We start from the raw sequence: 22,578 nt of genomic DNA, 5'->3' as shown, positions 1-22,578 counted from the left end.
ACACCATGAACACTTCCAGCACTGCCGGTTTCATCTCGGCCCGACGACTGCTATTCTGGAGCGGCATCGTTGCGCTCTGCGCCTGGGTTCTCGTCCCGATCTATCTGGTGGCGCTCGGCGCGCTGGGCGGCCGCACCGGCGCCTATCAGTGGCCGAAGAATTTTCTGCCCACCGATATTTCGCTACAGCCCTTCCTGCTGTTCCTGAGGACGGAAGGCGTCTTCCAGTCTTTTCTCAATTCGCTGGGAGCTGCCGGCATCACTGTAGCGCTGTCGATCGCGCTCGGCGCACCGGCCGGTTATGCTCTGGCGCGCTACAATTTCCGCGGCAAGGACAGCTACCGGCTTCTGGTTCTGCTCACCCGAGCCTTCCCGCTCGCCATTCTGGCCCTGCCGCTGACGGTTTCCTATATCCGGCTCGGCCTCTACGACACCGTCCTCGGTGTCGGCCTCATCCACACCGTTCTGGCACTACCCTTCGCGGCACTGGTCACGCAAGGGATCTTTCTCGGCGTCCCACGCGAGCTGGAAGAGGCTGCCTGGGTGTTCGGCTGCACCCGCATCCAGGCCTTCTTCAAGGTCGTTGCACCGCTTGCCCTGCCCGGTCTGGTGGCAACAGCTGTCTTTGCCTTCGTCATCTCATGGAATGAGGTTTTTGCAGCCTCGGTACTTACCGTGCGGCATCGCACTTTAACGGCCTATCTGCTCACCGTGCTATCGGAAAGCCCGATGCACTACCGCTTTGCCGGCGGCCTCATGCTCATCCTCCCCTCGGTTGTCTTCATCTTCGCGGTCAGGCGTTACCTGTTTGCGATCTGGGGCGTCTCTTCAAAATAGCAGGTAAACTCATGGCCATCATTGTCATCGAAAACATCAAGAAGAGTTTTGGTGCCTTCCAGGCGCTCAAAGGCGTCTCGCTAACGATCAATGACGGCGAGTTCGTCTCGCTGCTCGGACCGTCCGGATGTGGCAAGACCACGCTTTTGCGCATTATCGCAGGTCTGGAAACATCCACCTCGGGCGACGTCCTTATCGGCGAAAAATCCGTCATCGGCTTGCCACCGAAGGATCGCGGCCTTGCCATGGTGTTTCAGAACTATGCCGTCTTTCCGCACATGACCGTTTACGAAAACGTCGCCTTCGGCCTGCGCATGCAGAAGGCGGATGATGCTCGTGTTAAAAAGCAGGTCGAAAAGGCGGCCGGCCTTTTGCATATCGAACCCTATCTCGACCGTTATCCCAACAAGCTCTCCGGCGGCCAGCGCCAGCGTGTCGCGGTTGCCCGCGCGCTTGCCGTTGAACCCGGCGTGCTTCTGATGGACGAGCCGCTCTCCAATCTCGATGCACTCCTGCGTCTGGAAATGCGCACCGAACTGAAGACCGTGCTGCAGGAGGCCGGTACCACGACCATCTACGTCACCCATGACCAGACGGAGGCAATGGGCCTGTCGGACCGTATCGCCGTCGTCCATGACGGGCGTATCGAACAGGTCGGAACACCGGTCGAGGTCTATAACCACCCCGCCACCCGCTTCGTCGGCGGCTTCATCGGCAATCCGCCAATGAACTTCATCACCATGCCGGTAACCAACGGGCAGGTCGCTGCCGGTTCGCAGCAATTTGCGGTTCCTGCCCAGGGCGGCGAGATCGTGCTTGGCCTGCGTGGCGAAACCGTCGAGCGGGCACAGAGCGGGCAGGGACTGGACATGCAGGTTCGCGTCGCCGAACCAATGGGCTCGCACCTGCTCCTCACCGGCACCATTTTCGGCCAGCCGGCCCGCGTCATCCTGCCCGCCACCGAAACCGTGAAGAACGGCGAGACTGTCGGCCTGACCCTTGACCCCAAACGTCTGACATGGCTGTCGCCCGAGAGCGGCGTCTCTTATCCGGCAGCAGCTTAAAATTCTGGAGTTCCAAAATGACCAAGCACTTTGACGAGGCTTACCGTATCCTCGCGGCCAATGATCGCGGCGGCTACACCGTGCCAACCGATCGTCTGTATCCCTTTCAGTGGAACTGGGATTCCGCTTTCGTTGCAATGGGTTTCGCCACCTATGACATCGACCGCGCCTATCGTGAACTGGAAAGACTGGTTGAGGGCCAGTGGGAAGACGGCATGATCCCGCATATCGTCTTCCACCAGCCGAGCGACACCTATTTCCCCGGCCCCGGCGTCTGGCGCACCGGGCATACGATCCCGACATCCGGCATTACCCAGCCCCCGGTCTTTGGCATCGCGCTGCGGGCCGTCCATGAAGCCGCGGAAAAGGCCGGTACCGCAAACGCCAGGGCACGCACGCTCGCCCTTTTCCATGCCGGCCTTAAATGGCATCGCTGGTGGTATTCCGCGCGCGATCCCGAGGGCACCGGCCTCGTCGCCCTGCTTCATCCGTGGGAAAGCGGCAGCGACAATTCTCCCGCCTGGGATATCGCCCTTGCTCGCGTACCGACCACGACCGACACCGCCGTCGTGCGCAAGGATACCGGCCATGTCGATGCCGCCATGCGCCCGCGTGACGAAGATTACCGCCGTTTCATCCATCTGGTCGATACCTATGCCGCCTGCGGCTGGGAGCCGGCAAAACAGTGGGAAAAGGCCCCGTTCAAGGTTGCCGAAGTCCAGACCACCGCGATCCTGCTCAAGGCTGGAGAGGACTTGGTACATCTTGCCGGCATCCTCGGTTTGGATGAGGCGGCTGAGGAACTGGCCGTCTATAACACGCTTACCCGCGAAGCCCTGTTGGCACAGTGGCGGCCGAAGCTTTCCCGTTTCGTATCGCGCGATCTAATCTCAAACGAGGATATCGAAGCGCCGACCCATGCCGGTTTCATTCCGCTCCTTGCGCTCGATCTGGACAAGGGCATGGCCGATGCGGCGGCAGCCGAAATGAAACTCTGGTCGGATGGCATGAAGGTAGCGTTTCCGACCACCAAGCCATTCGTCGGAAGTTTCGAAGCAAAGCGTTACTGGCGCGGTCCATCCTGGGCGATCATCAACTGGCTGCTGATCGACGGACTGACGCGCAACGGTCTGGCCGACATGGCTGTATCTCTACGCTCAAGCACAGTCAGCGCCATCGAGACCGAGGGTTTTGCCGAATATTTCGATCCAATCACCGGTGAGGGATGTGGCGGTCTCGGCTTCTCCTGGACGGGCGCGGCCTATCTCTGCCTGGCGGCGTAACTTCGGCGTGCCTGCTGTCGCATCAAGCAATGTTGGCGATCTAGTCCGTACAATGAACGGTGGGGCGAAGACCGCCCCACCGTTCAGGCCCAATAGCCACCGATGCTGCAAGTTATAAGGCAGAATTGATTATGTCGTGGAATGATCAAACGGTTCGAACTCTGTGCGCCGGATGTTTGACGCTGCAGTCGAAAGCGCCTCACCGTCTGCGGCGGTGTTGCGTAACCTGCCCCCGAAACCGTCAGGCAGATGCATTGTCATTGGGGCCGGCAAAGCATCGGCTGCAATGGCAGCAGCACTTAATGCAGCCTGGCCGGACGTGGCTAGCAAGCCTACATCCTTCCCTGCCTTTCGCGCCTGGAAATGGATAGGCAGGCGAGTGGATCTCAGACAGTCACGACGGAAGACAGTTTCTCTCATATTTTGGCTTCAATCGGAAAGCGGACACCGGCGTCGCCGCACCTCAAGAGCGAGCTGGCGATCGTTGCCGGCATCGCCAAGGCCACGCTTTCCGATAACCCGAAGTTGAAATGGGATGAATGGACCGCCGATTACGGACTGGTTCGCGACCTGATTGAGGCAAGCTATCCCAAGGACTTCAAAGACTACAATCAACGCATGTTTCAGCCGGGGGGGGCTTTTTTCGGGGTAATGATGCACATGATCGCGTTTGGAATACGGATGAGAAAAAGGCTGTGTTCACTACTCCGGAACGGCTGAATGCTCTGTCCTTCGAAGAACGTGCTGGCCGATACCGCCTCGTCACCATGCGCTCCAACGATCAGTTCAATACAACGATCTACGGCTATTCGGACCGTTTCCGTGGCATTGAAGGGACACGCGACGGGGTCATGATGTGCGAGGAGGACATCGAGGCGGCGGGCCTTTCTGCCGGACAAAGTATCCGACTGGTCAGTGATTTTGACGATGGAAAACGGCGGGAACTCGGGGGACTGATCATTACCCCCCATAATCTGCCCCGTGGTACGATTGGCGCCTATTATCCGGAAAGCAATGTCCTTAACGCGATCGATCATCACGATCGACTTTCCAAAACGCCTGCCTCGAAGGCTATCCCTGTCCGGATCGAGACGTAGCGACCTCGGCTGTCTTTATGTGACATGAACAGAGCGGAGCACTGGGACAAATGGAAACCACACGGACATTCAACGCCGTCGACGGCGATGTAACAGCGCGACGATTATCGAGGTAACTACGATGTCTGATATTGACAAGACACACCAGGGTACAGAGGGCCCATTGGGACGGCCCTTCAGCGTGGAAGCTGGAGAAAGCCTAGATCCGCAAGACGACGGCTCGTTCGTTGGAACCGAGACGAGAAAGGTTTACACCACGTCGTAATCGGTAGTCCTGGGATCCAGAGGTATTGACTGGTTATGATTGCCTAAAACTCTGAAATTAAGACAAGCTCTCGAACGGAATCGAACCACCCGACATCGGCGATATCTGATTGGACGGCCACTAAACCGCTTCGGCGATCAAATTCTGACTATTCTTCGTAACAAACGATCGGCAAGTGCGTTCTCCCGTGGCACTGGAGAACGAACTATGCAATCTGCAAGGTCTACCGATCACTTCAAGACAGCGTCGACAACGGAAGTCGAGCTCGAACGGGCATTCTCGCCGAAAACTCTGATCACACCACCAGTTGCACCTACAGCGCTGTGGACCATCGAACGGGGCATGTCGCCTGTAATCGCAACTGCGGTCCATGAGGGACACTCTACACGACTGAACCTACAGCCTTTATTCGGCTTGGATCATCAGGAGCGGTTACGGGAGGAGGATCCCTACACCGAGTTCACCATTCGCGATGTTCCCAATCGCATCGTCTTTCATCGCTCGCGTTTCGAAGTGGACATCAACCGCAATCGGGAGGGCGCCATATATCTGACGCCGGAACAGGCATGGGGTTTAAATGTGTGGGCAGGAGCACTTGCGGACGACGAGATAGAAGCCTCCCTACAAACCCATGACGCCTATTACGATATGCTGCTGGCTTTCCTGAAGGGTATCGAGCGCCAATTCGGCCGATTTGTCGTTCTCGACATCCACAGCTACAATCATCGCCGTGATGGGCCAGCCGCTCGACCTACGCCGCCGGAGCGGGCACCGGACATCAATATAGGCACATTCTCGATGGACAGCGAGCGCTGGGCGCCGGTAGTCGATGCACTCATCGGCCATCTCCGATCGCATACGATCGATGGCAGCCCTCTGGACGTGCGCGAAAACGTAGCATTCCAGGGCAAGGGAGAACAGACCCGGTTCATCCACGAGCATTTTCCCAAAACGGGCTGCGCAATCGCGGTCGAATTTAAAAAGTTTTTCATGGATGAATGGACGGGTGAACCAAATACTGGTGTCCTCGACCAGCTTCGCCAGGTCGTTGCAACAGCCGTCCCGATACTCGAGAAGACGCTCGCGAGCCAGCCATGACCAACGCCTCGTCGCAAACTCGCAGCAGTGACGACAACTGGCTCGACGAGATCGTATTCTGCCTTGCCCACGGCAAGTCGATCCGGCGCGACCTGCCCGGCGGAGGACGGCTGCATATCGACCGGCCTCTTCCCTTCCTTTGCGTCCATATCGCCGAGGACGGAGCAGAGCCGGCCGCCCGCGACATCGCACAAGCAAACGCGTCCTATCTCATAACTCCGCATGCGGCATCCGCGATCATGGTGATCGAGGCCATAGAGGCTCCGCTGCGCAAACAGTTCGGCGCATTCATCCTGTTCGACATCGGCGAGTTGAAGCAGGATCGGTTCCTGACCGACGATGCGCCTTTCCTGCCTCCATTCGAGATTGCTATATGGGCGAGCGCGGACATGGCGGAGGCGGCTGAAACATTTTCCGCCGCGATAAGCGACAGCGAGACAAGGTTTCGAACGCCGCGAGTCGAACGCGCGGAAGCGCCTCCGGCGCGCGAAGATAAGGCGTTGGGGCATGACCTCGGCTGTTCGACACTTGCCGTCAGGTTTGCCCCCGTCTACCGGCAACCCGGCAGCGACCAGATTTATCCGGAACTTCACGACCAATTGGTGTCGGTCCTGTTCGACGCGGGTCTGCGAGCCATCGCGTGTGTCGTCGAAGCCGGAAAAATCCTCCAGCCGAAGACGCATCGGGCACTCGGACGCAGGGCCTTCGTGGATGCGGTCTGGCGTGTCGACCGAAGCATTGACGAGGTGGCCTCGACATTCGATTTCCTGCTGGCGGTCACGCCGATCAATGCCGAGTCGGCTTTCGAAGCGTTCAAGCAAGAGGGCCATCGACCCGTCTTTCTGTACCGTCCTCTTGCCCTGCAGGTCGAGGCGGCAAAACGGAAGCTCTTTTCGATTTCCTTCGACCATCTCGAAGACCCGGTCCTGTACCAGCTTTATCGCGAAAAACAACAGGAACTCGATCTTCAGCTCTCGCTCCTTTCCTCCCGCCAGAAACCGCAGTTCGTCGAATTCGGTCGCGCGCTATACGGTCCGGTGGAACCCTCGCTGCTGCGCGAGGCGCAGATCATTCTGTCGCAGCTTACCAATACGGAACCGAGCGGTGACGACGACGGGGCGGCACAGGGCCGGATGGCCGACTGCTTTCAGGTGGAACGACGTGCCCGCACGATGATTGCCGCCTATCATCGCCGGCTGAAGGAGTTCGACGTCTCCGTCGAGCTTCGCGACGACCTGCCGTCCGGCCTCATGGTATCTGGCCATCGCTTGTTGATCGCACGCAGCACCGTGATGGACATGGCTCGGGTCGAGCCGCTGCTGTCGCATGAGATCGGTGTCCACCTGCTAACCTATTTCAACGGATCGGCCCAGGGCCTGCGGCTGTTTCGCTCCGGCCTTGCGGGATATGAGGGCATGCAAGAAGGTCTGGCCGTTTTCGCCGAATACCTGTCGGGCGGCATGACGCCGGCGCGCTTGAGGCTGATTGCCGGACGGGTGGTCGGATGTGCGTCGATGCTGGACGGAGCAACCTTTACCGAAACCTACTCTCTTCTTGTCGAGCAGCATAATTTTACGCCGCCGGCCGCGTTCAATATCGTTCTGCGGCTTTATCGCGGCGGCGGCCTGGCCAAGGACGCGATCTATCTGCGCGGTCTGCTTGCCCTGCTCGATCATCTGCGCACCGGTGGCGCACTCGAACCCTTCTGGATGGGTAAGATAGCCGCCTCGCATTTCGGTGTGATGCAGGAGTTGGCAGAGCGCGGCCTGCTGCGCCTGCCGGCGGTTCGTCCCCTCTTTCTCGAAACCGAAGACGGCCGCACCCGACTGGCACGCGCCAGAGACGGCATGCGTCCTCTCGACATGATTCAACGACAGGAGGCGTGATGCGGATTGCATTTTTTGTGAACTCGATTGCCGATGAGGCCGCATTCTATACGACTACGGCGCTAGCGCTTGCCGCAATCGCCCGCGGCCATGAGGTTTGCTACCTGACACCCGGCGATTTCGTGTTGCGCCCCGATGACAGCCTGATGGTGCGCGCGACCACTGTCAAAAAAGGCAAGACCAGGAAGCCAGATACATTCATAGCGGCGTTGCAGGGCGAGCAGGCTGAGATCCATACGATCCCAATCGAGGAGATTGACGTCCTGTTGCTGCGGAATGACCCCTCTCAGGACGCTGATGAGCGGCCTTGGGCAGCCCATGCCGGCATCATTTTCGGTCGTCTAGCGGCCGAACGCGGCGTGCTTACGCTCAACGACCCTGACGGCCTGGCCCGCGCGCAAAATAAGCTTTATTTCCAGGGTTTTCCTGAGGCCGTTCGCCCAACAACCCTTATCTCTAAAAGCATCGAGGAGATCCGCGCCTTTATCGACGAGCAGAAACAGGGCGCCATCCTCAAGCCGCTGCAAGGTTCCGGCGGGAAAAACGTTTTCAAGATCGCCTCCAGCAAGGAAGCCAATCTCAACCAGATATTCGAGGCCGTCAGCGGCGAAGGTTACCTGATCGCGCAAGGCTATCTTCCCGACGCGACGGCCGGCGACATTCGTCTTTTCCTGATGAACGGTCGCCCGTTGCAGCGGGACGGCGCCTACGCCGCGCTGCGTCGTGTTCCGGCGAAGGGCGAGGTGCGCTCCAACATGCATGCTGCTGGTACTGCGGCAAGCGCCGAGATCACATCCGAAATTCTTGCGGTGGCGGAAATGGTTCGCCCTAAACTGATAGAAGACGGCATGTTTCTGGTCGGCCTAGACATCGTCGGCGACAAGATCCTCGAGATCAATGTCTTCACTCCAGGCGGCCTTCCGGATATTACCGGGCTTCACGGAGTGGATCTGTCGGTCGACGTCATCATTGCGTTGGAACAGAAGGTCGAAATCCGGAACAATTACGCAGGTCAGATCAACAACCGTGCTCTCGCCACGCTGTAAAGTGGCTGATATCTTTCATAGATCGAGCACTGCGGTCTAGAAGGGATCAGACGTATGACCCGTCATTCCGACCAAGCGACGCTTCTAAAGCTCAGCAATCGCTTAGCCGCGGTATCAACCGCATTTTGAATTGGCATCACCAATTGTCAAAAGGATCGGCCGTGTCACGGCCAATCCGGCCAAATTACACCACCGGTGTTGTGGCGTCATTGTGGACAAGTCCGTGCGACTTCAGCTCCTGCCAGAATTTGTTCGGGATCTTGGTTTGCATCGCATTCCAGTCCTCACGGATCTGGCGATCGCTACCGGCGCCGATGACAAGCGCAACGGCGACATCTGGAGCCGCGGAAAACTGGATAGCGGCAGTGCGAAGGTCAACGCCATTGCGTTCCGCGACGTCGCGGAGTTTCGCCCGCTTTTCGATGACCTCGGGTGGGATCTTGTAGTTCTCCGCGCCGTAATTGTAGCGCGGGCTACCGCCAAGGAAACCGGCATTCAGGCTGGAGCCGATGACGAGCGAGACGCCTTTTTCGCGCACGGCCGGAAAAAGATGGTCGATGGTCTCAGCGTGGTCGATCAGCGAATACTGTCGTGCGCAGAGGCACACGTCCGGATCGGCATCGTCCATCACCTTGTGGATCGCCATCGGTGTGTTCACGCCGACGCCCCAGCCCTTAATCATCCCTTCGTCGCGCATTTTCGACAGCTCCGGAAACGCTCCCTTGCGGGCGATCTCGTACTGCTCTTCCCAAGGCGTCGGGAAAAACGCGAAATCCGGCGACAGGTCGTGGACGAAAGCAATGTCGAGGCTGTCGACACCAAGCCTCTGAAAACTGTCCTCGATCGAGCGGCGGACGCCATCCGCGGTGTAATCGATGACAAGATCGTTCGGAGAATCCGACAGAGGATACATCTTCTCGTGGCTGTTGGATTTTGACGCCTTGAGAAGCTTGCCGACCTTGAACGACAGAAGATAGTCGGAGCGCTTCTGATTGTGCAGGAAGTGGCCAAACCGACGCTCAGCCAAACCGAGGCCGTACCAGGGAGCGACGTCGAAATACCGGACGCCCACGTTCCATGCCGTTTCAAGCGCGGCTTGCGCCTCCTTGTCGGTGATCTTGTTGAACTCGTTTCCGAGCGAAACGCCGCCCATCCCGAAGCGGAATTCCGGCTTGAAGATATCTTTGGCACGTCCGATCTTTGTCATTGCTGGCTCCGTCGCTGTTTGGATAGGGCACTGGCAACTCTTCGATCATCATCGTGAGGTAGTTGTCTTCACGTCGCTCAACACGAACCTCGAGGCGACGCACCTTTTTGACGTGATAATCCCAATATTCTGCCTGACCGTCGGAAATCGGCCGATCAAGCAACTGATACAATGCGAATTCCGTCATCCCTTTGCGCAGGCTGAAGTTGCTAAACCAGCCCGGGTTCGCTGGGACCATCGCCGATTCCCAAAGCTTTTGAGGCGGCTTTTCCGCGATATACCGATCCGCATTCAGCCGAATGAACGTGGGCGCATCCGGCCATTCATTACGAGCCCAGTTTACAATTTCGGGAGACAAATAGGAGCAGAGCTCTGTGTAACCCTTGCCGGCGCGATAGACTTCCCCGCCGTCTACGGACGCAGTGGCGATCACGTTAATCAGTTCCTGATCTCGCGTCCCGCCCTGCCGCTGACGAATGTTCCTGTAAAGGTCAGGAGCATTTTCAAATAGGAGCTGGCTTTCAGTGTACGGTTCGCAAAGCGCTCGGACGGCAGTCTTTTTTCACTCGCGCTGCGCTTCGAAGGGCAACGCAAATGCCGCAAGGCGCTCGTGACGGGTCCAACCGGCGAAAAAACCGATGGTCAGATACCCATTGAGCCAGCTTTCGTCCTCCGAGGTTAAAACACTCTCACGGAAGGCGAGAAGTGGAACCAGCAATTCCGGATCGCGCTGCTCCACCAGTTCCTGCATGGCAGACCGACACTCTTAGCGTGATGCACCAATGCGACCAGTTTCTCGAAATATTCATCAATATCCATGCGACGCCCCAATATTCGTATCTCAAATGGCTGTACCCACTGCGCGCTAGATCCGCACTGTATCGCAATCAATCAAATTACATTACTCGAACGATCGCGCATGATTATGGTCACAATTCTTCTACACCTCGTATCAGTGGAAGTTCCGGCTTTTCACCTTCAGCGTATCGATATGGAGATCCGGAATGTAAATTTCGCGAGCCTGGGGCATCGGCCGTTCGCGTGGATCTGGACCGGCACCATGCTTGACCTGGTCGCCGCGTCCGTGCGGAACCGGAAAATCATTGTCCCGCTCGCCCAGGCTTGAGAGATCGGCCGAGAAGTCGAACAGCCGCTGAGCCACCAGATGCACCACCTCGCCTTCGCGCTGGATCTTTCCGTGGATCCCCATCATCGATGCGGTCATCAGCACCCGGCGCTGGCGCTCAAACAGTGACGGCCAGACGACGGCGTTGACGATCCCGGTTTCGTCTTCGAGGGTCAGGAACATCACGCCCTTGGCCGATCCCGGCCTTTGCCTCACCAGAACAAGCCCGGCGGTCCAGAGCCAGCGACCGTCGCGCTCAGCCATTGCCTCGGTGCAGGTGACAATACGCTTCTTCCTCAGGTCTTGGCGCAGGAAGCTTACGGGATGCTGGCGAAGCGTCAGACCGGTATGGGAGTAGTCTTCCACAACCTCCCTGCCCTCGGTCATCGATTTCAGCACGACGTCGGGCTCGATCAGTTCGGACGACGTCCTTGCCTCGCGTTCATCAGCCGCCGCCCAAAGCTCCAGCGGCTGGTCGCGCAGCGGCTTGATATCCCACAGCGCCTGACGGCGTTCGAGGCGAAGCGATGGCAGAAACGCATCTGCCTCCGCGAGAAGGACAAGCGTTACGGTCGGCACGGCCGAGCGCCGCCACATGTCGTCGACCGATGTGAACGGGGCCTCTCCGCGGGCGAGCACGATCCGCGCCGCGTTTATCTCCGACATGCCCTTGACCACACGCATCCCGAGCCGAACTGCCAGGCGCCCTTCCCGGCCTGTCGGCTCCATGGTGCAGTCCCAGCGGGATCTGTTCACACAGACTGGCCGGACTTCGACGCCATTCTTTTGCGCATCCTGAACGATCTGGGCGACACTGTAGAAGCCCATCGGCTGGCTGTTAATCAGCGCCGCGCAAAAGACATCCGGGTGATGGCATTTGATCCAGCAGGATGCGTAAGCGATCAGGGCAAAGCTTGCGGCATGGGATTCGGGAAACCCATAGGAGCCGAAGCCTTCCAGCTGGCCAAATGTCTGCTCGGCGAATTCCCGGGTATAGCCGTTCGTCAGCATACCGGCGATCAGCTTGTCCTTGAACTTGCTGACGCCGCCGGTGAACTTGAAGGTCGCCATGGATTTGCGCAGCTGGTCGGCCTCGCCGGCGGTAAAGCCGGCACAGACCATAGCCACCTTCATCGCCGATTCCTGAAAGAGCGGCACGCCAAGGGTCTTTGACAGAACCGCCTCAAGCTCAGGCGTCGGATAAAATGGCTCTTCCTTGCCCTCGCGCCGGCGCAGATACGGGTGAACCATGTCGCCTTGGATCGGACCGGGACGGACGATCGCCACCTGGATGACGAGATCATAGAAGGTGCGGGGTTTCAGGCGGGGCAGCATCGCCATCTGCGCCCGGCTTTCTACCTGGAACGTGCCGAGCGTTTCGGCTTTGCGGATCATCGCGTAGGTGGCCGGGTCCTCCTGCTCGACATCGGCAAGGCCCATGGGCAGATCCTTGTGGACGGCCAGAAGATCGAAGGCGCGGGCCATGCAGGACAGCATTCCGAGGCCGAGCACGTCCATTTTCATGAACTTCAAGACTTCGATATCGTCCTTGTCCCATTCCACGACTTGTCGGTCATCCATCGCCGCCGGCTCGATCGGCACGAGATCGTCGAGCCGATCCTGGGTCAGGACGAATCCACCCGGATGCTGGCCGAGATGGCGAGGCGTGCCGATCAGCTGCGCGGAGATCTCGAGCGCCAGGCGCAGTCGATAATCGGTGGCGTTGAGATTGTTGTCCTTCAGCTGCTTTTCGCCGATCGCTTCGCGGCTAAAGCCCCAGACGCCCGAGAGAAGCTGGGCGATCAGATCTTCTGGCAGGCCGAGCGCCTTGCCGACATCCTTCATGGCTCCTTTGGTCTGGTACCTGAGTACGGTGCAGCAAAGCGCCGAGCGCGACCGGCCATAGGTCTCGTAGATCCACTGGATGACTTCTTCTCGACGATTATGCTCGAAGTCGACGTCGATATCCGGTGGTTCGTCGCGTTCTCGGCTGACGAAGCGTTCGAAGAGCAGATCGGAGGTCTCTGGATTGATGGACGTGATGCCGAGACAATAACAGACGGCGGAATTGGCGGCCGACCCTCGCCCTTGGCAGAGGATGTTCTTCGATCGGGCGAAACGAACGATCGAGTAGACCGTGAGGAAATAGGGTGCATACTGCATCTCGCGGATGAGCTCTAGTTCATGCAGGATGGCCTTGCGCACCTTTTCCGGAACGCCTTCCGGATAGCGGTCGGCCGCGCCTTCCCAGGTAAACTTCGTCAGCGACTGCTGCGCATCGAGGCCCGGTACGATCGCCTCCTCCGGGTACTGGTACTGCAGCTGAGACATGTCGAAGCGGCAGCGCTCGACAATCTCGCTGGAGCGGGCCAGCGCCTCCGGATATTCAGGAAAAAGCCGGTGCATTTCCTCCGGCGCCTTCAGGAAGCGGTCGGCATGGCGCTCGCGGTCGAAGCCGACATCGTCGATCGTCGTGTGATTGCGGATACAGGTGACGATGTCCTGCATCTGCCGGCGACCCGGCTCATGGAAGAGCACGTCATTGGTGACCACAGTCTTCACTTTGTACCTTACGGCGAGGTTCGACAGATTATGGAGACGCAGCCGATCGTTCGGGCGTCGGCGCAGGCACAGGCTCACGTAGGCGCGATCGCCGAAGATCTCCGCGATCTTCCGCAGTTGGCCGGCATAGACTTCATCCGCCTCGTCGGGGACGAGAACGGCGATCAGCCCTTCGCTATAGGCTTCGACATCGGTGAGATCGAGGATGCACTTGCCTTTTCCGCCCCTGCCCTTTCCCAGTGACAGAAGCCGGGTGAGGCGCGAATAGGCCGGCCGATCTGTCGGATAAACGAGAAGCGACATGCCGTCGGCGAGATCGAGCCGGCAGCCGACGACAAGCCGGATCCCGGTTGTCCGCGCTGCCTCCCAGGCGCGCACGATGCCGGCGAGACTGTTGCGGTCAACGATCCCGATCGCCTCGATGCCCAACGCTGCCGCCGTCTCGAACAGTTCCGGCGCCGAGCTTGCGCCGCGCAGGAAGGAAAAATGGCTGGTCACCTGCAGCTCGGCATATCTCATCCGAAGCCCCCCCTTATCCGAAGACGCCTTGGAGAAACCAGCGATGGGCACCGGTCTCCATATGGACGCCGTCACCGGTGCGAAACACCCAGTAGCGCTCGCCCTGCTCGTCCTCGACCACAAAATAGTCCCGCACCGCCTGCATTTCGGTCGGCCGAACCCACCATTCGCCGAAAATGCGTTCCGGCCCATCAGCGCGCTTCACCCGCCGGCGCTTGCCGCGCCAGGTGAAGACGGCCGGCGGATGGTCGGGCAGGACGTTCATCACTTCGATTGGATCGGGAAAGGCGAGCAGCCGCGACGGCCTCGGCCATTTCGCGGCCCAGTCGGCGCCAGTCTCGGCCGCCGTCGGCGCAATCCTGCGAACCGAGCGTTCGGGGACGTCGGAGGCAATGGGCGTGACCCGGTAGAGGCGCTGGCCGCGATTGCCGAGAATATCGACGAGCGGGGTGACATCGATGACCTCTTCCTCGATCAGCGACGAGGCGACCTGCTTTTCTTCGAGCGGCTCGGCCATGATGGCAACAAGCACCATACGCTCGATCCCGAAACCCGGATCGATCGCCTCGATCCGGTCGCAGAGAAGCTTCGACAGGCGGGCGGGATCGCGCACCGGCCTTGCGAGGCCCGCACGGATCGACTGGCGGGTATTGTCGACCCGATGGATGATCAAATCCGACCGGCGCACCCCGAGCCCCCGCGTTTCCAGCTTCTCGGTCAGCTGATCCACGAGCCGGCGGACATATTTAGCGATTGTCTCGGCCGCGCCGATCGGCTCCTGGAAACTCCTGAAGACCTCGACAAGCTCGGGGGTGCGCAAGGGCTCGATCGGCTCGGCGAGCCGGCCGAACATCTGGTCAAGCCGCCGACCGAGCTCCGGCCCGAAGCGCAAGGTGAGCGGCGCGCGCGGCATGGCCGACAGCTCGCCGACGGTCTCAACGCCGAGCACGCGCAGCGCCTTGATCGTATCAGCGGGCAGCCGCAGGCAATGGATCGGCAGGCCGGTCACCGCCTTGGCGGTCTCACCGATCGGGACGACACTGGTTTCGGCCCCTGTCATGCGGGCAACCGAATATGCGGCGCCCCATGTGTCGGCAACCGCAGCGCGCGCGGTCAGCCCCCTCGCCCGCAACGAGTTGACGAAGCTGGAGATAAGCGACAGCTCGCCACCGCGAAGGTGATCGGCGCCCTCGGTATCGAGGATCAGCCCGTCGGTCCCGTCGACAGCGACGACCGGGCTGTATTGCCGAAGCGCCCAGAGCGCGAGGCGTTCGAGCGCCGCGGCATCCGCCTGAGGATCAGCATCGATCATCGTCAGATCGGAGACCAGCGCCTGCGCCTTGCTCGCCGGCATGCCGACGCGCAGACCAAGCTTCAACGCCTGCGGCTCGACCGCCGAGAGAAAGCGTTTAGCGCCGGATTTTGCGACGACGACCAGCGGCTGGTCAGCCGGTACGTTGTATCCACTGGTGCGTCGGATGCGCTCCGTCGCGAGATAGGGGAAGAAGACAGATACGGCCCTGGGCATCACAGGCTCCAATTTCGAACTCGGCACACTCGCCCGCTTTGACGCGCATCAGTTCGGCCAGCCAGCGTGCGCGTCCGACGCCGGCGACGGGTAAGGGTTCGGAGGGCAGGACGCTGACTCGCCACCTGGTCGTCGAAGCCGTCGGCTGGCCGTAATCGGAGGCTTCCGCCTGCCGACGCCAGCGCCTGAGTGCGATCCCCATTGTTCCGGTCTTCTCCGCGGCCAGCTGGAGGCGCCTGGAGGCCGTCATCGGAAGCCGGACCAGTTCGCCGACAACGGTGCCAAGACCGCCGAAGGCAAGCCCCTCTTCCATCGAGGCCAGCACGTCCTCCTCCTTATCGGCTTCACAGAAGATGACGCGGTCAGGATGCAGCCCTGCCTGAGAGATTGCCGGAAAGAACAGATCAGGTCGGGTCAAGCACCAGAGGACCTTGCCCTTCGAGCGCGCGGCGATGCCCGCGACGAAAAGAACGGCCGCGGCTCCGTCGACTGTCCCTGCCCCTCCTCCGGCAACCTCATGCAGCGCGCCGAAAGCAAGCCCGCCCCCGGGCAGGTGCTCGTCGATCTCGGCCACACCGAAGGGCAGGACCACGGCTTTTCGGCTCGCTGATCCCTCAAGGTGAGCAATTCTCTCTCTCAGGTCCTTGAGAACGCGAGGACTGTTGGCGCGCGACATCGTTCACGGACCTCCTCAGGCTCGCGTTTCAGGTTTTAATGTCCGAAAGGACGGCGATGTTCCTTTTTTGTTCTCGAAACTAATAAGAGTCAAGCGGGCGGATTCTCCCGCTTACGGTCGTGAATTGGACTTCTGCACACGATTCACAAAGAGAATCATGGGTATATCCTGGTCATTCGGGGAAGAAGACGAATGAAAATTTTCCTATTCAGACTTCCCTCAGATAGGAAAAGGCAGGCAACCACCACATTGCAAACTGTCAGAAAACTGCATATATTTCTGACAGGAGAATTGCCATGCAACGACTGACAGCACAGATCATGGCCTATGCCGAACAGCTGCCCGAGGGAACGGCGCTGTCCGCGAAGGCCTTCCTGCATTTGGGAAACCGAGCGGCGGTAGACCAGGCGTTATCGCGTCTTTATGAACGCGGCGAGCTCGTTCGGGCCGGTCGGGGGATCTATCTCAAGGCAATCAAGAGCCGCTTTGGAAGCCGGCCACCGACGGTCGAGCAGGCCGTCGAAGCCGTTGCGCACCAGCGTGGCGAGGTGATCGTTTCGAATGGTGCCGCGGCTGCAAACGCGTTGGGGCTGTCCACTCAGGTACCGATCCGGTCCGTCTATTTCACATCCGGCCGCAGCCGAACCATGACTGTCGGTAGTCAGACGGTCGAGTTGAAGCACGTGCCGCGCTGGCAGCTCGCCTTGGCGAATAAGCCTGCCGGCTTGGCTGTGCGCGCGCTGGCATGGCTTGGTCCGGAAAAGGCAGAAGAGGCACTTCCGAGCATCAAGCGGAAGCTTTCCGCCGAAGCGTTCGGCGAACTCGTTACAGCCGCCCCTCAGTTTCCCAGCTGGCTTGCCCGCAGTGTAGGAAAGGCCGCTTATGGCTGAACAGTTTTTGCAGCTGTCTCGGGACGATCGAAGGGAAGTTCTCGCAATCGCCGCGGAGAAAGCCGGGCGGCCGATTCATCTTCTGAAAAAGGACACGTGGGTCGTCTGGGCACTGCAGACCCTTTATGGAACGACGCTCGGTGACCATCTCGTCTTCAAAGGCGGCACGTCCCTCTCTAAAGCCTACAATGCTATCCGCAGATTTTCGGAAGATGTCGACCTGACCTACGATATCCGTGAACTTGCTCACAAAGACCCGCCCTGCGAGAACCCATCATGCGGCGACAGCATGTCGACCGCGGAGACAACCGTGCCCACGGCGCCGGACGAATTTGTGGGAATAGTGATGCGACCCCTTAAACGTGAAAAAATACTGTGATGCATAGCTTGCAGCACGGCAACGAAATATATCGTCTAAAATCTGCTTGACCTCATACAGGCGATTAGACAACGGATATGAACCACAGACCCGCGAACTGTTCCGCCATGGGCCTGATTATATTCGAATTTACGGCCTATCATTGCCAAGGCATCTTCCACTAGACCCCTTTCGCTCGCTACCGGATTAACTCCCAAAAGCTCTGGTGACGCTCAGAGCCTTGATTAAAAACGCGATCTGGTCGCGAAGACCTGCTTCAGTGTCGTTGCCTTCCCGGACCTCCTGTTCAACGAGCACAGGGTGATAGAATGGCGTGAAGGCAGTCATCACATTTCTTGCTTCACGCCCGGGATCCTGGACTTCGAATTCCCCGGAGACTATCCCGTCCATCACAATGGTCCGGAGGATTGTAACAACTTCATCATTATGCGCTTTGTAGATCGCCCAATTTTCACCTGCCGCCGCCGCCATCAACTCATGAACGCGCTTCTCTTCGACAAACGTTGTCTTTCGCATCTGGTGTAGTAGCGTCAGAGTTTTTTCGAGCTTCGTTTGAGCCGATCCACAAACGCACGCGGTCGACTTTACGGCTTGGATGAATTCCATGAAGAACCACCGACCACAAACTGACGCATCTATCGCCATCCTGGAAGGAAAAAAGCGATAGATATTTCCAGTGCTCATGCCCAAGCAACCTGCAATATCAGCGACTGTAGTTTTCCGGAAGCCGATGCGGCGAAAGTGATTTTCCGCCACATCCAGGATACGTTCGCGCGTCGTCGCGACTTCAAGTTCCACAAGTTCAGGACGGCTCCTGAGTAGTCGAGCAGATCTCTTATCCATCCAGCGTTCCAACTGAGATCCTTATTCGGCAGCCATCGCCCGCGTATGTTCCGGCTCGACATCCTGGACCGGATGGCTATGGACTGCCACCTTCGGGGGCGTAATCCGGAACCACACAGCATAGAGGGCCGGAAGAAAAAGTAGGATCATCACGGTGCCTGCGGCCGTTCCGCCAATCAGGGTATAGGCCATCGACCCCCAGAAAACAGAATGCGTCAACGGTATGAATGCGAGGATCGCCGCAAGGGCAGTGAGGATGACAGGACGTGTCCGCTGCACGGTCGCCTCAACGACAGCATGGTAGTCGTCGAGACCCGCGGCCTGATTATCCTTGATCTGCTCCGTCAGGATCAACGTGTTTCGCATCAAGATACCCGCTAGCCCTATAAGGCCAAGAATGGCGTTGAAGCCGAACGGCTGATTGAACAGGAGCAAGGTCGGAACCACACCTGCAAGACCAAGCGGTGCTGTCAGCATCACCATTGTCATCGTCGACAAGCTACGAACCTGAAGGATGATGACGATCAGCATAGCCGCAATCATCAGCGGGAAAACTTGAGCGAGTGCCGTGTTTGCCTTGAGAGACTCCTCGATGTTGCCGCCCATCTCGATATGGTATCCAACAGGGAGCGACGCGATGAGCGGCTGTAGTGCCTTCCTGACCTGTTGCGAAACCTCCGGTGGCTGCGTCGCCTCGTTGATGTCGGACCTGATCGTGATGACCGGGGTCCGGTCACGACGTTTCAGGATCGGCTCTTCAAACCGGATCTCGGAGTGCCCGAGTTGATCCAACGGCACCTGACGGCCATCGCGGCTCATCAGCGAGAAGTCGGCAAGCTGCGATGGGTCGAGACGGATTTCGCCGGCACTGCGTGCGACGACGGGCACATTTCGAATATTGTCGCGCACCTGCGTGACGGGGATGCCGGTGAGCAGCATCTGCATCTGTTGGGACGCCTCCGACGGAGAAAGACCAATCAGATTAAGTCGCTCCTGATCAGGGATAAACCGCAAGACCGGTGTCCGGTTGCCCCAGTCACGGTTGGCCTGCCGAACATCGGGAACGGTCTTCATGAGCGCCAGAGCCTGCTCTGAGATCTTGTAGAGTTCGTCCTGATCGGGTCCCATAATCCGGAATTCGACCGGGAACGGCGTGTACGGACCAAACACGAGCTGCGTCACCCGGACAGACGCTTCAGGAACAAGACCCTCCGAAATAGCTGCACGAAGACGGTGCTTCAGTCCTTCGCGTGCATGGGCGTCTGGCGTGAGTACGACGACCTTGGCGAAGGCGGGGTCGGGCAGTTCCGGTGCCATGGCAAAGAAGAACCGGGGCGCGCCCTGCCCTATATAGGACGTGACGATATTGCTCTCGGGCTGGGTCTGCAGCCAGTCTTCGACCTTCTTGACTGCGGATGTCGTCGCTTCAATGCTTGTGCCTTCGGGCATGCGCACCTCGACCAGGACCTCTGGACGGTCCGATGTGGGGAAAAACTGCTGCTTTACGGCGCCCATTCCGCCAACCGAAGCGGCCATGGAAATGCCGACCACGGCGCAGACCATGAACTTATGGCGGACGGCGAACTCGATGACGGAACGCAGACGACGATAGTTCGGCGTGTCATAGATGGCGTGATGACCGCCCTCGACCGGCTTGATGTTGGGCAACATCTTCACACCGAGATAGGGCGTGAAGGTGACGGCGACGATCCAGGATACGATGAGCGCAAAGCCCACGACCCAGAAGATGTTTCCGGCATATTCGCCTGCGGTCGACTTGGCAAAACCCACGGGCATCAGTCCGATGATCGTGACCAGCGTTCCGGACAGCATCGGCGCTGCCGTATGACTCCAAGCATAGGCGGCCGCCTTGATGCGGTCCATGCCCTCTTCCATCTTCACCACCATCACTTCGATAGCGATGATGGCATCGTCAACCAGAAGTCCGAGCGCGAGGATCAAAGCGCCCAGCGTAATGCGGTCGAAGAACCGTCCGGTTTCCAGCATGATCAAGAAGACGACGGCCAGCGTCACCGGCACGGCCAGTGCGACAACGATGCCGACGCGCCAGCCGAGTGCGACCAGGCTGACGAACAGAACCACACCCAGCGCCATGGCAAATTTGAGCATAAACTCGCCGACGGCTTCATCGATGTTGACGGCCTGATCGCTGACCTTGGTCAGCGTCATGCCCAGCGGCAGTGTCTGCGCGATTGCTTCGGACCGAGCCTCGAGCGCCTTGCCGAGATCAAGACCGTTCCATCCCGCCTGCATCACCGCACCCAGCATGATCGTCGGTTCGCCCTCGTGGCGGATGAGGTAGGTTGCAGGATCCTGATAACCGCGACGCACCTCAGCGAGGTCGGAGAGCTTCAGGGTTCGTCCAGCAGCAACGATCGGCGTGTCGGCAATCGCCTGGACGCTGTTATAAGCTCCGTCGAAGCGGATAAAGACCTGTGGACCCCGTGTGTCGATAGAACCCGCCGGCGTCACCGTGTTCTGTCGCTGCAGCGCAGAAGCGATATCCTGCCCGGATATGCCGAGTGTCGCGAGCTTCGCATAGGAGAACTCGACAAACATCTGCTCGGGACGCTCGCCGACGATGTTGATTTTCTTGACGCCAGGCACGTGCAGGAGGTCCTGGCGGATGACTTCCGCCTGGCGCACGAGATCGCGCATCGGCATTCCCTTGGCCTTCAGGGCATAAAGGCCGAAACTCACGTCGGAATACTCATCGTTGACGAACGGTCCGATGACGCCAGGAGGGAGATTGCGGGCTTCATCCCCGAGCTTCTTGCGCGCCTGATAGAATTCTTCTGCGACGGCGCTCGCCGGCGTGTTGTCCTTCAGCGTGACTGTGAGGAAAGCGTAGCCGGGCCGCGTCGTCGTTTCGACACGGTCGTACCAGGTGAGTTCCTGGAGGCGCTTTTCGAGGGGTTCGGCAACAAGGTCCTGCATTTCTCGCGCGGTCGCGCCCGGCCAGACGGACGTGACCGTCAGTGTCTTGATCGTGAACGACGGATCTTCGGCGCGTCCCAGCTTGACGAAGGCGTAGGCGCCAGCGGCGGCCAGCAGCACGATAAAGAAAAGAGTGATGGCACGCTCGCGAACGGCGATGGCGGAAAGATTGAAGTTCATTAGTTTTCCACCTCTTGTTGCGAGGCAATCCTGACGGTTGCGCCATCGTTGAGAAGATGAGCGCCCAAGGCAACGACCTGCTCTCCAGTCTCAATCCCGGTAATAAATGCCGTCTCCACGCCAATCTGGCGGACCTTGACTGGTGTGAACTTCACAGTCGAAGTGGTGCCGTTGACAACCCAGACGCCTGTACGATTGCCGTCGTCCAGAATAGCGCCGACGGGTACTGCAACTTCCGACTGGCGGTCGGCGTCAGGGATTTTGATTGTCACGGTCGAGCCAAGCGGGGCTGAAGCCGCATCGCCATCGAGAATGTAACGAGCCTCGTAAGTCCGGGTTTGGGGATCGGCAGAATCGGAGATCTGCCGCAGCCTGGCCTTGCCGCTGAGACTGCCGCCTCCGTAGACATCGGCCTGCGCCTCGGAGCCGAGAGCAGGCCGCAGGGTCTCAGGAAGCCAGACGACGGCTTCCCGTGGTCCGGACTGTGCCAGTTGCACGACCGTCTGGCCTGCTGCTACGACCTGCCCGGGATCTCCAAGCGTTTGGACGATGGTTCCGTCAGAGTCTGCGACGAGAAGCGTGTAGAGGGTTTTGTTTTCAGCCACTTTGGCGTCGGCTTCTGCTGCCGCGAGTTGAGCCGTCGCGGTATCCAGCGCCGCTTTTGCCTGTTCATATCGCTGTGGAGTGGCTGCCAAACCATTTTTTACCAGCGCTGCATAGCGTTTCTCGTCCGCCTCCGCCTGGACCAGAACGGCGCGTGCTGCCGTAACGGTGTTGCGCCTGGATGTCAGCGCCAGTTGAAGATCGGTTTCATCAATGCGCATGAGTGCCTGGCCTTTGCTGACCTGCTGCCCCACATCGACCATCCGCTCGACGATCTTGCCCGGAACACGGAAACCAAGGTTGCTCTGGACACGGGACGCGACCGTTCCTGTGAAAGAGCGCTCAGTCATTCCGGTATTAGTGGTCTCTGCGACCCGAACCAAGGGGGAGGCTGTCCTCGGATCAACAGCCACCGCTTCCTGCCTCGTCGGTTCGTAGAACATGAAAAAGGCTCCGCCAGCGCCAGCGGCTGCCACGAGGCCGACGACAGACAGGACGTGTTTGCGTTTCATTTTTGCGTTCTCTTCTTGAC

The 22,578-nt window shown here is 59.3% G+C and carries 17 protein-coding genes and 2 pseudogenes; 10 read left to right on the top strand and 9 right to left on the bottom strand.

Annotation, left to right across the window (positions count from 1 at the left end; translation table 11 throughout):
- Positions 1-5 precede the first annotated feature (5 nt).
- The 8 genes and pseudogenes from ACI3K0_RS27460 (at position 6) to ACI3K0_RS27425 (ending at position 8,575) form a co-directional block, all read left to right on the top strand.
- Positions 6-836 (top strand): carbohydrate ABC transporter permease, encoded by an 831-nt coding sequence (locus ACI3K0_RS27460; RefSeq protein ID WP_148147177.1) that lies wholly within the window; start codon positions 6-8, stop codon positions 834-836.
- Between the two features lie 11 nt (positions 837-847).
- Positions 848-1,900, top strand: coding sequence for an ABC transporter ATP-binding protein (locus tag ACI3K0_RS27455; protein WP_404946684.1), 1,053 nt, complete (start codon positions 848-850; stop codon positions 1,898-1,900).
- Between the two features lie 17 nt (positions 1,901-1,917).
- Complete coding sequence (locus tag ACI3K0_RS27450) at positions 1,918-3,183, top strand: MGH1-like glycoside hydrolase domain-containing protein (protein ID WP_148147166.1); 1,266 nt, start codon at positions 1,918-1,920, stop codon at positions 3,181-3,183.
- 131 nt (positions 3,184-3,314) lie between these two features.
- Positions 3,315-3,505: pseudogene (locus tag ACI3K0_RS27445) on the top strand (DUF4147 domain-containing protein); the annotation flags it as partial.
- Between the two features lie 8 nt (positions 3,506-3,513).
- Positions 3,514-4,280, top strand: a pseudogene (locus ACI3K0_RS27440) (molybdopterin dinucleotide binding domain-containing protein); the annotation flags it as partial.
- Between the two features lie 472 nt (positions 4,281-4,752).
- Entirely contained in the window at positions 4,753-5,643 is an 891-nt protein-coding gene (locus tag ACI3K0_RS27435) for an N-formylglutamate amidohydrolase (RefSeq protein WP_404946683.1), read from the top strand.
- A complete protein-coding gene (locus ACI3K0_RS27430) occupies positions 5,640-7,529 on the top strand; it encodes a flavohemoglobin expression-modulating QEGLA motif protein (protein WP_404946682.1) in 1,890 nt (629 codons plus the stop codon). Before ACI3K0_RS27435 ends, ACI3K0_RS27430 begins: the two co-directional genes overlap by 4 nt.
- Positions 7,529-8,575, top strand: coding sequence for a glutathione synthase (locus ACI3K0_RS27425; RefSeq protein ID WP_183687460.1), 1,047 nt, complete (start codon positions 7,529-7,531; stop codon positions 8,573-8,575). Before ACI3K0_RS27430 ends, ACI3K0_RS27425 begins: the two co-directional genes overlap by 1 nt.
- 184 nt (positions 8,576-8,759) lie before the next feature.
- Here the strand turns inward: ACI3K0_RS27425 and ACI3K0_RS27420 are convergent, their stop codons facing one another.
- The 6 genes from ACI3K0_RS27420 to ACI3K0_RS27395 form a co-directional block, all read right to left on the bottom strand.
- Entirely contained in the window at positions 8,760-9,773 is a 1,014-nt protein-coding gene (locus ACI3K0_RS27420) for an aldo/keto reductase (RefSeq protein ID WP_404946690.1), read from the bottom strand.
- Positions 9,661-10,215, bottom strand: coding sequence for a hypothetical protein (locus ACI3K0_RS27415; protein ID WP_404946681.1), 555 nt, complete (start codon positions 10,213-10,215; stop codon positions 9,661-9,663). The genes ACI3K0_RS27420 and ACI3K0_RS27415 overlap by 113 nt, the downstream gene beginning before the upstream one ends.
- A 129-nt stretch (positions 10,216-10,344) precedes the next feature.
- Positions 10,345-10,533 (bottom strand): hypothetical protein, encoded by a 189-nt coding sequence (locus ACI3K0_RS27410; protein ID WP_404946680.1) that lies wholly within the window; start codon positions 10,531-10,533, stop codon positions 10,345-10,347.
- A gap of 201 nt (positions 10,534-10,734) precedes the next feature.
- Positions 10,735-13,989 (bottom strand): error-prone DNA polymerase, encoded by a 3,255-nt coding sequence (locus ACI3K0_RS27405; protein WP_404946679.1) that lies wholly within the window; start codon positions 13,987-13,989, stop codon positions 10,735-10,737.
- A gap of 13 nt (positions 13,990-14,002) precedes the next feature.
- Positions 14,003-15,517 carry a Y-family DNA polymerase gene (locus ACI3K0_RS27400; protein ID WP_404946678.1) on the bottom strand — a complete coding sequence of 505 codons (1,515 nt, stop codon included), beginning with the start codon at positions 15,515-15,517 and terminating at the stop codon, positions 14,003-14,005.
- Positions 15,435-16,193, bottom strand: a complete 759-nt coding sequence (locus ACI3K0_RS27395) for an ImuA family protein (protein WP_206828861.1) — start codon at positions 16,191-16,193, stop codon at positions 15,435-15,437. Before ACI3K0_RS27395 ends, ACI3K0_RS27400 begins: the two co-directional genes overlap by 83 nt.
- Positions 16,194-16,489: 296 nt before the next feature.
- On the opposite strand from ACI3K0_RS27395, the gene ACI3K0_RS27390 reads away from it, so the two are divergent.
- Positions 16,490-17,083 carry a DUF6088 family protein gene (locus ACI3K0_RS27390; RefSeq protein ID WP_404946677.1) on the top strand — a complete coding sequence of 198 codons (594 nt, stop codon included), beginning with the start codon at positions 16,490-16,492 and terminating at the stop codon, positions 17,081-17,083.
- The gene (locus ACI3K0_RS27385; protein WP_404946676.1) at positions 17,076-17,462 is read left to right on the top strand and encodes a nucleotidyl transferase AbiEii/AbiGii toxin family protein; all 387 of its coding nucleotides are present in this window, start codon (positions 17,076-17,078) and stop codon (positions 17,460-17,462) included. Before ACI3K0_RS27390 ends, ACI3K0_RS27385 begins: the two co-directional genes overlap by 8 nt.
- Before the next feature lie 186 nt (positions 17,463-17,648).
- On the opposite strand, the gene ACI3K0_RS27380 is transcribed toward ACI3K0_RS27385, so the two are convergent.
- The 3 genes from ACI3K0_RS27380 to ACI3K0_RS27370 all read right to left on the bottom strand — a co-directional run bounded on the left by ACI3K0_RS27380 (position 17,649) and on the right by ACI3K0_RS27370 (position 22,558).
- Positions 17,649-18,260, bottom strand: coding sequence for a TetR/AcrR family transcriptional regulator (locus tag ACI3K0_RS27380; RefSeq protein WP_404946675.1), 612 nt, complete (start codon positions 18,258-18,260; stop codon positions 17,649-17,651).
- A gap of 66 nt (positions 18,261-18,326) precedes the next feature.
- The gene (locus ACI3K0_RS27375) at positions 18,327-21,443 is read right to left on the bottom strand and encodes an efflux RND transporter permease subunit (protein WP_404946674.1); all 3,117 of its coding nucleotides are present in this window, start codon (positions 21,441-21,443) and stop codon (positions 18,327-18,329) included.
- The gene (locus tag ACI3K0_RS27370) at positions 21,443-22,558 is read right to left on the bottom strand and encodes an efflux RND transporter periplasmic adaptor subunit (RefSeq protein WP_404946673.1); all 1,116 of its coding nucleotides are present in this window, start codon (positions 22,556-22,558) and stop codon (positions 21,443-21,445) included. Before ACI3K0_RS27370 ends, ACI3K0_RS27375 begins: the two co-directional genes overlap by 1 nt.
- Positions 22,559-22,578 lie beyond the last annotated feature (20 nt).

Origin of the sequence: Rhizobium sp. ZW T2_16, from assembly GCF_044987325.1 — a bacterium.
Lineage (GTDB): Bacteria > Pseudomonadota > Alphaproteobacteria > Rhizobiales > Rhizobiaceae > Neorhizobium > Neorhizobium cellulosilyticum.
Note: the sequence above shows the minus strand (reverse complement) of the source record. Positions and strands in the feature narration are given on the sequence as shown.

What these genes read in the sequence shown, in the direction of transcription:
- ACI3K0_RS27455 (WP_404946684.1), top strand. Translation starts at nt 848, where the DNA reads ATGGCCATCATTGTCATCGAAAACATCAAGAAGAGTTTTGGTGCCTTC.
- ACI3K0_RS27425 (WP_183687460.1), top strand. Translation starts at nt 7,529, where the DNA reads ATGCGGATTGCATTTTTTGTGAACTCGATTGCCGATGAGGCCGCATTC.
- ACI3K0_RS27460 (WP_148147177.1), top strand. Translation starts at nt 6, where the DNA reads ATGAACACTTCCAGCACTGCCGGTTTCATCTCGGCCCGACGACTGCTA.
- ACI3K0_RS27375 (WP_404946674.1), bottom strand. Translation starts at nt 21,443, where the DNA reads ATGAACTTCAATCTTTCCGCCATCGCCGTTCGCGAGCGTGCCATCACT.
- ACI3K0_RS27370 (WP_404946673.1), bottom strand. Translation starts at nt 22,558, where the DNA reads ATGAAACGCAAACACGTCCTGTCTGTCGTCGGCCTCGTGGCAGCCGCT.
- ACI3K0_RS27395 (WP_206828861.1), bottom strand. Translation starts at nt 16,193, where the DNA reads ATGTCGCGCGCCAACAGTCCTCGCGTTCTCAAGGACCTGAGAGAGAGA.
- ACI3K0_RS27405 (WP_404946679.1), bottom strand. Translation starts at nt 13,989, where the DNA reads ATGAGATATGCCGAGCTGCAGGTGACCAGCCATTTTTCCTTCCTGCGC.
- ACI3K0_RS27450 (WP_148147166.1), top strand. Translation starts at nt 1,918, where the DNA reads ATGACCAAGCACTTTGACGAGGCTTACCGTATCCTCGCGGCCAATGAT.
- ACI3K0_RS27400 (WP_404946678.1), bottom strand. Translation starts at nt 15,517, where the DNA reads ATGCCCAGGGCCGTATCTGTCTTCTTCCCCTATCTCGCGACGGAGCGC.
- ACI3K0_RS27435 (WP_404946683.1), top strand. Translation starts at nt 4,753, where the DNA reads ATGCAATCTGCAAGGTCTACCGATCACTTCAAGACAGCGTCGACAACG.
- ACI3K0_RS27430 (WP_404946682.1), top strand. Translation starts at nt 5,640, where the DNA reads ATGACCAACGCCTCGTCGCAAACTCGCAGCAGTGACGACAACTGGCTC.
- ACI3K0_RS27390 (WP_404946677.1), top strand. Translation starts at nt 16,490, where the DNA reads ATGCAACGACTGACAGCACAGATCATGGCCTATGCCGAACAGCTGCCC.
- ACI3K0_RS27385 (WP_404946676.1), top strand. Translation starts at nt 17,076, where the DNA reads ATGGCTGAACAGTTTTTGCAGCTGTCTCGGGACGATCGAAGGGAAGTT.
- ACI3K0_RS27410 (WP_404946680.1), bottom strand. Translation starts at nt 10,533, where the DNA reads ATGCAGGAACTGGTGGAGCAGCGCGATCCGGAATTGCTGGTTCCACTT.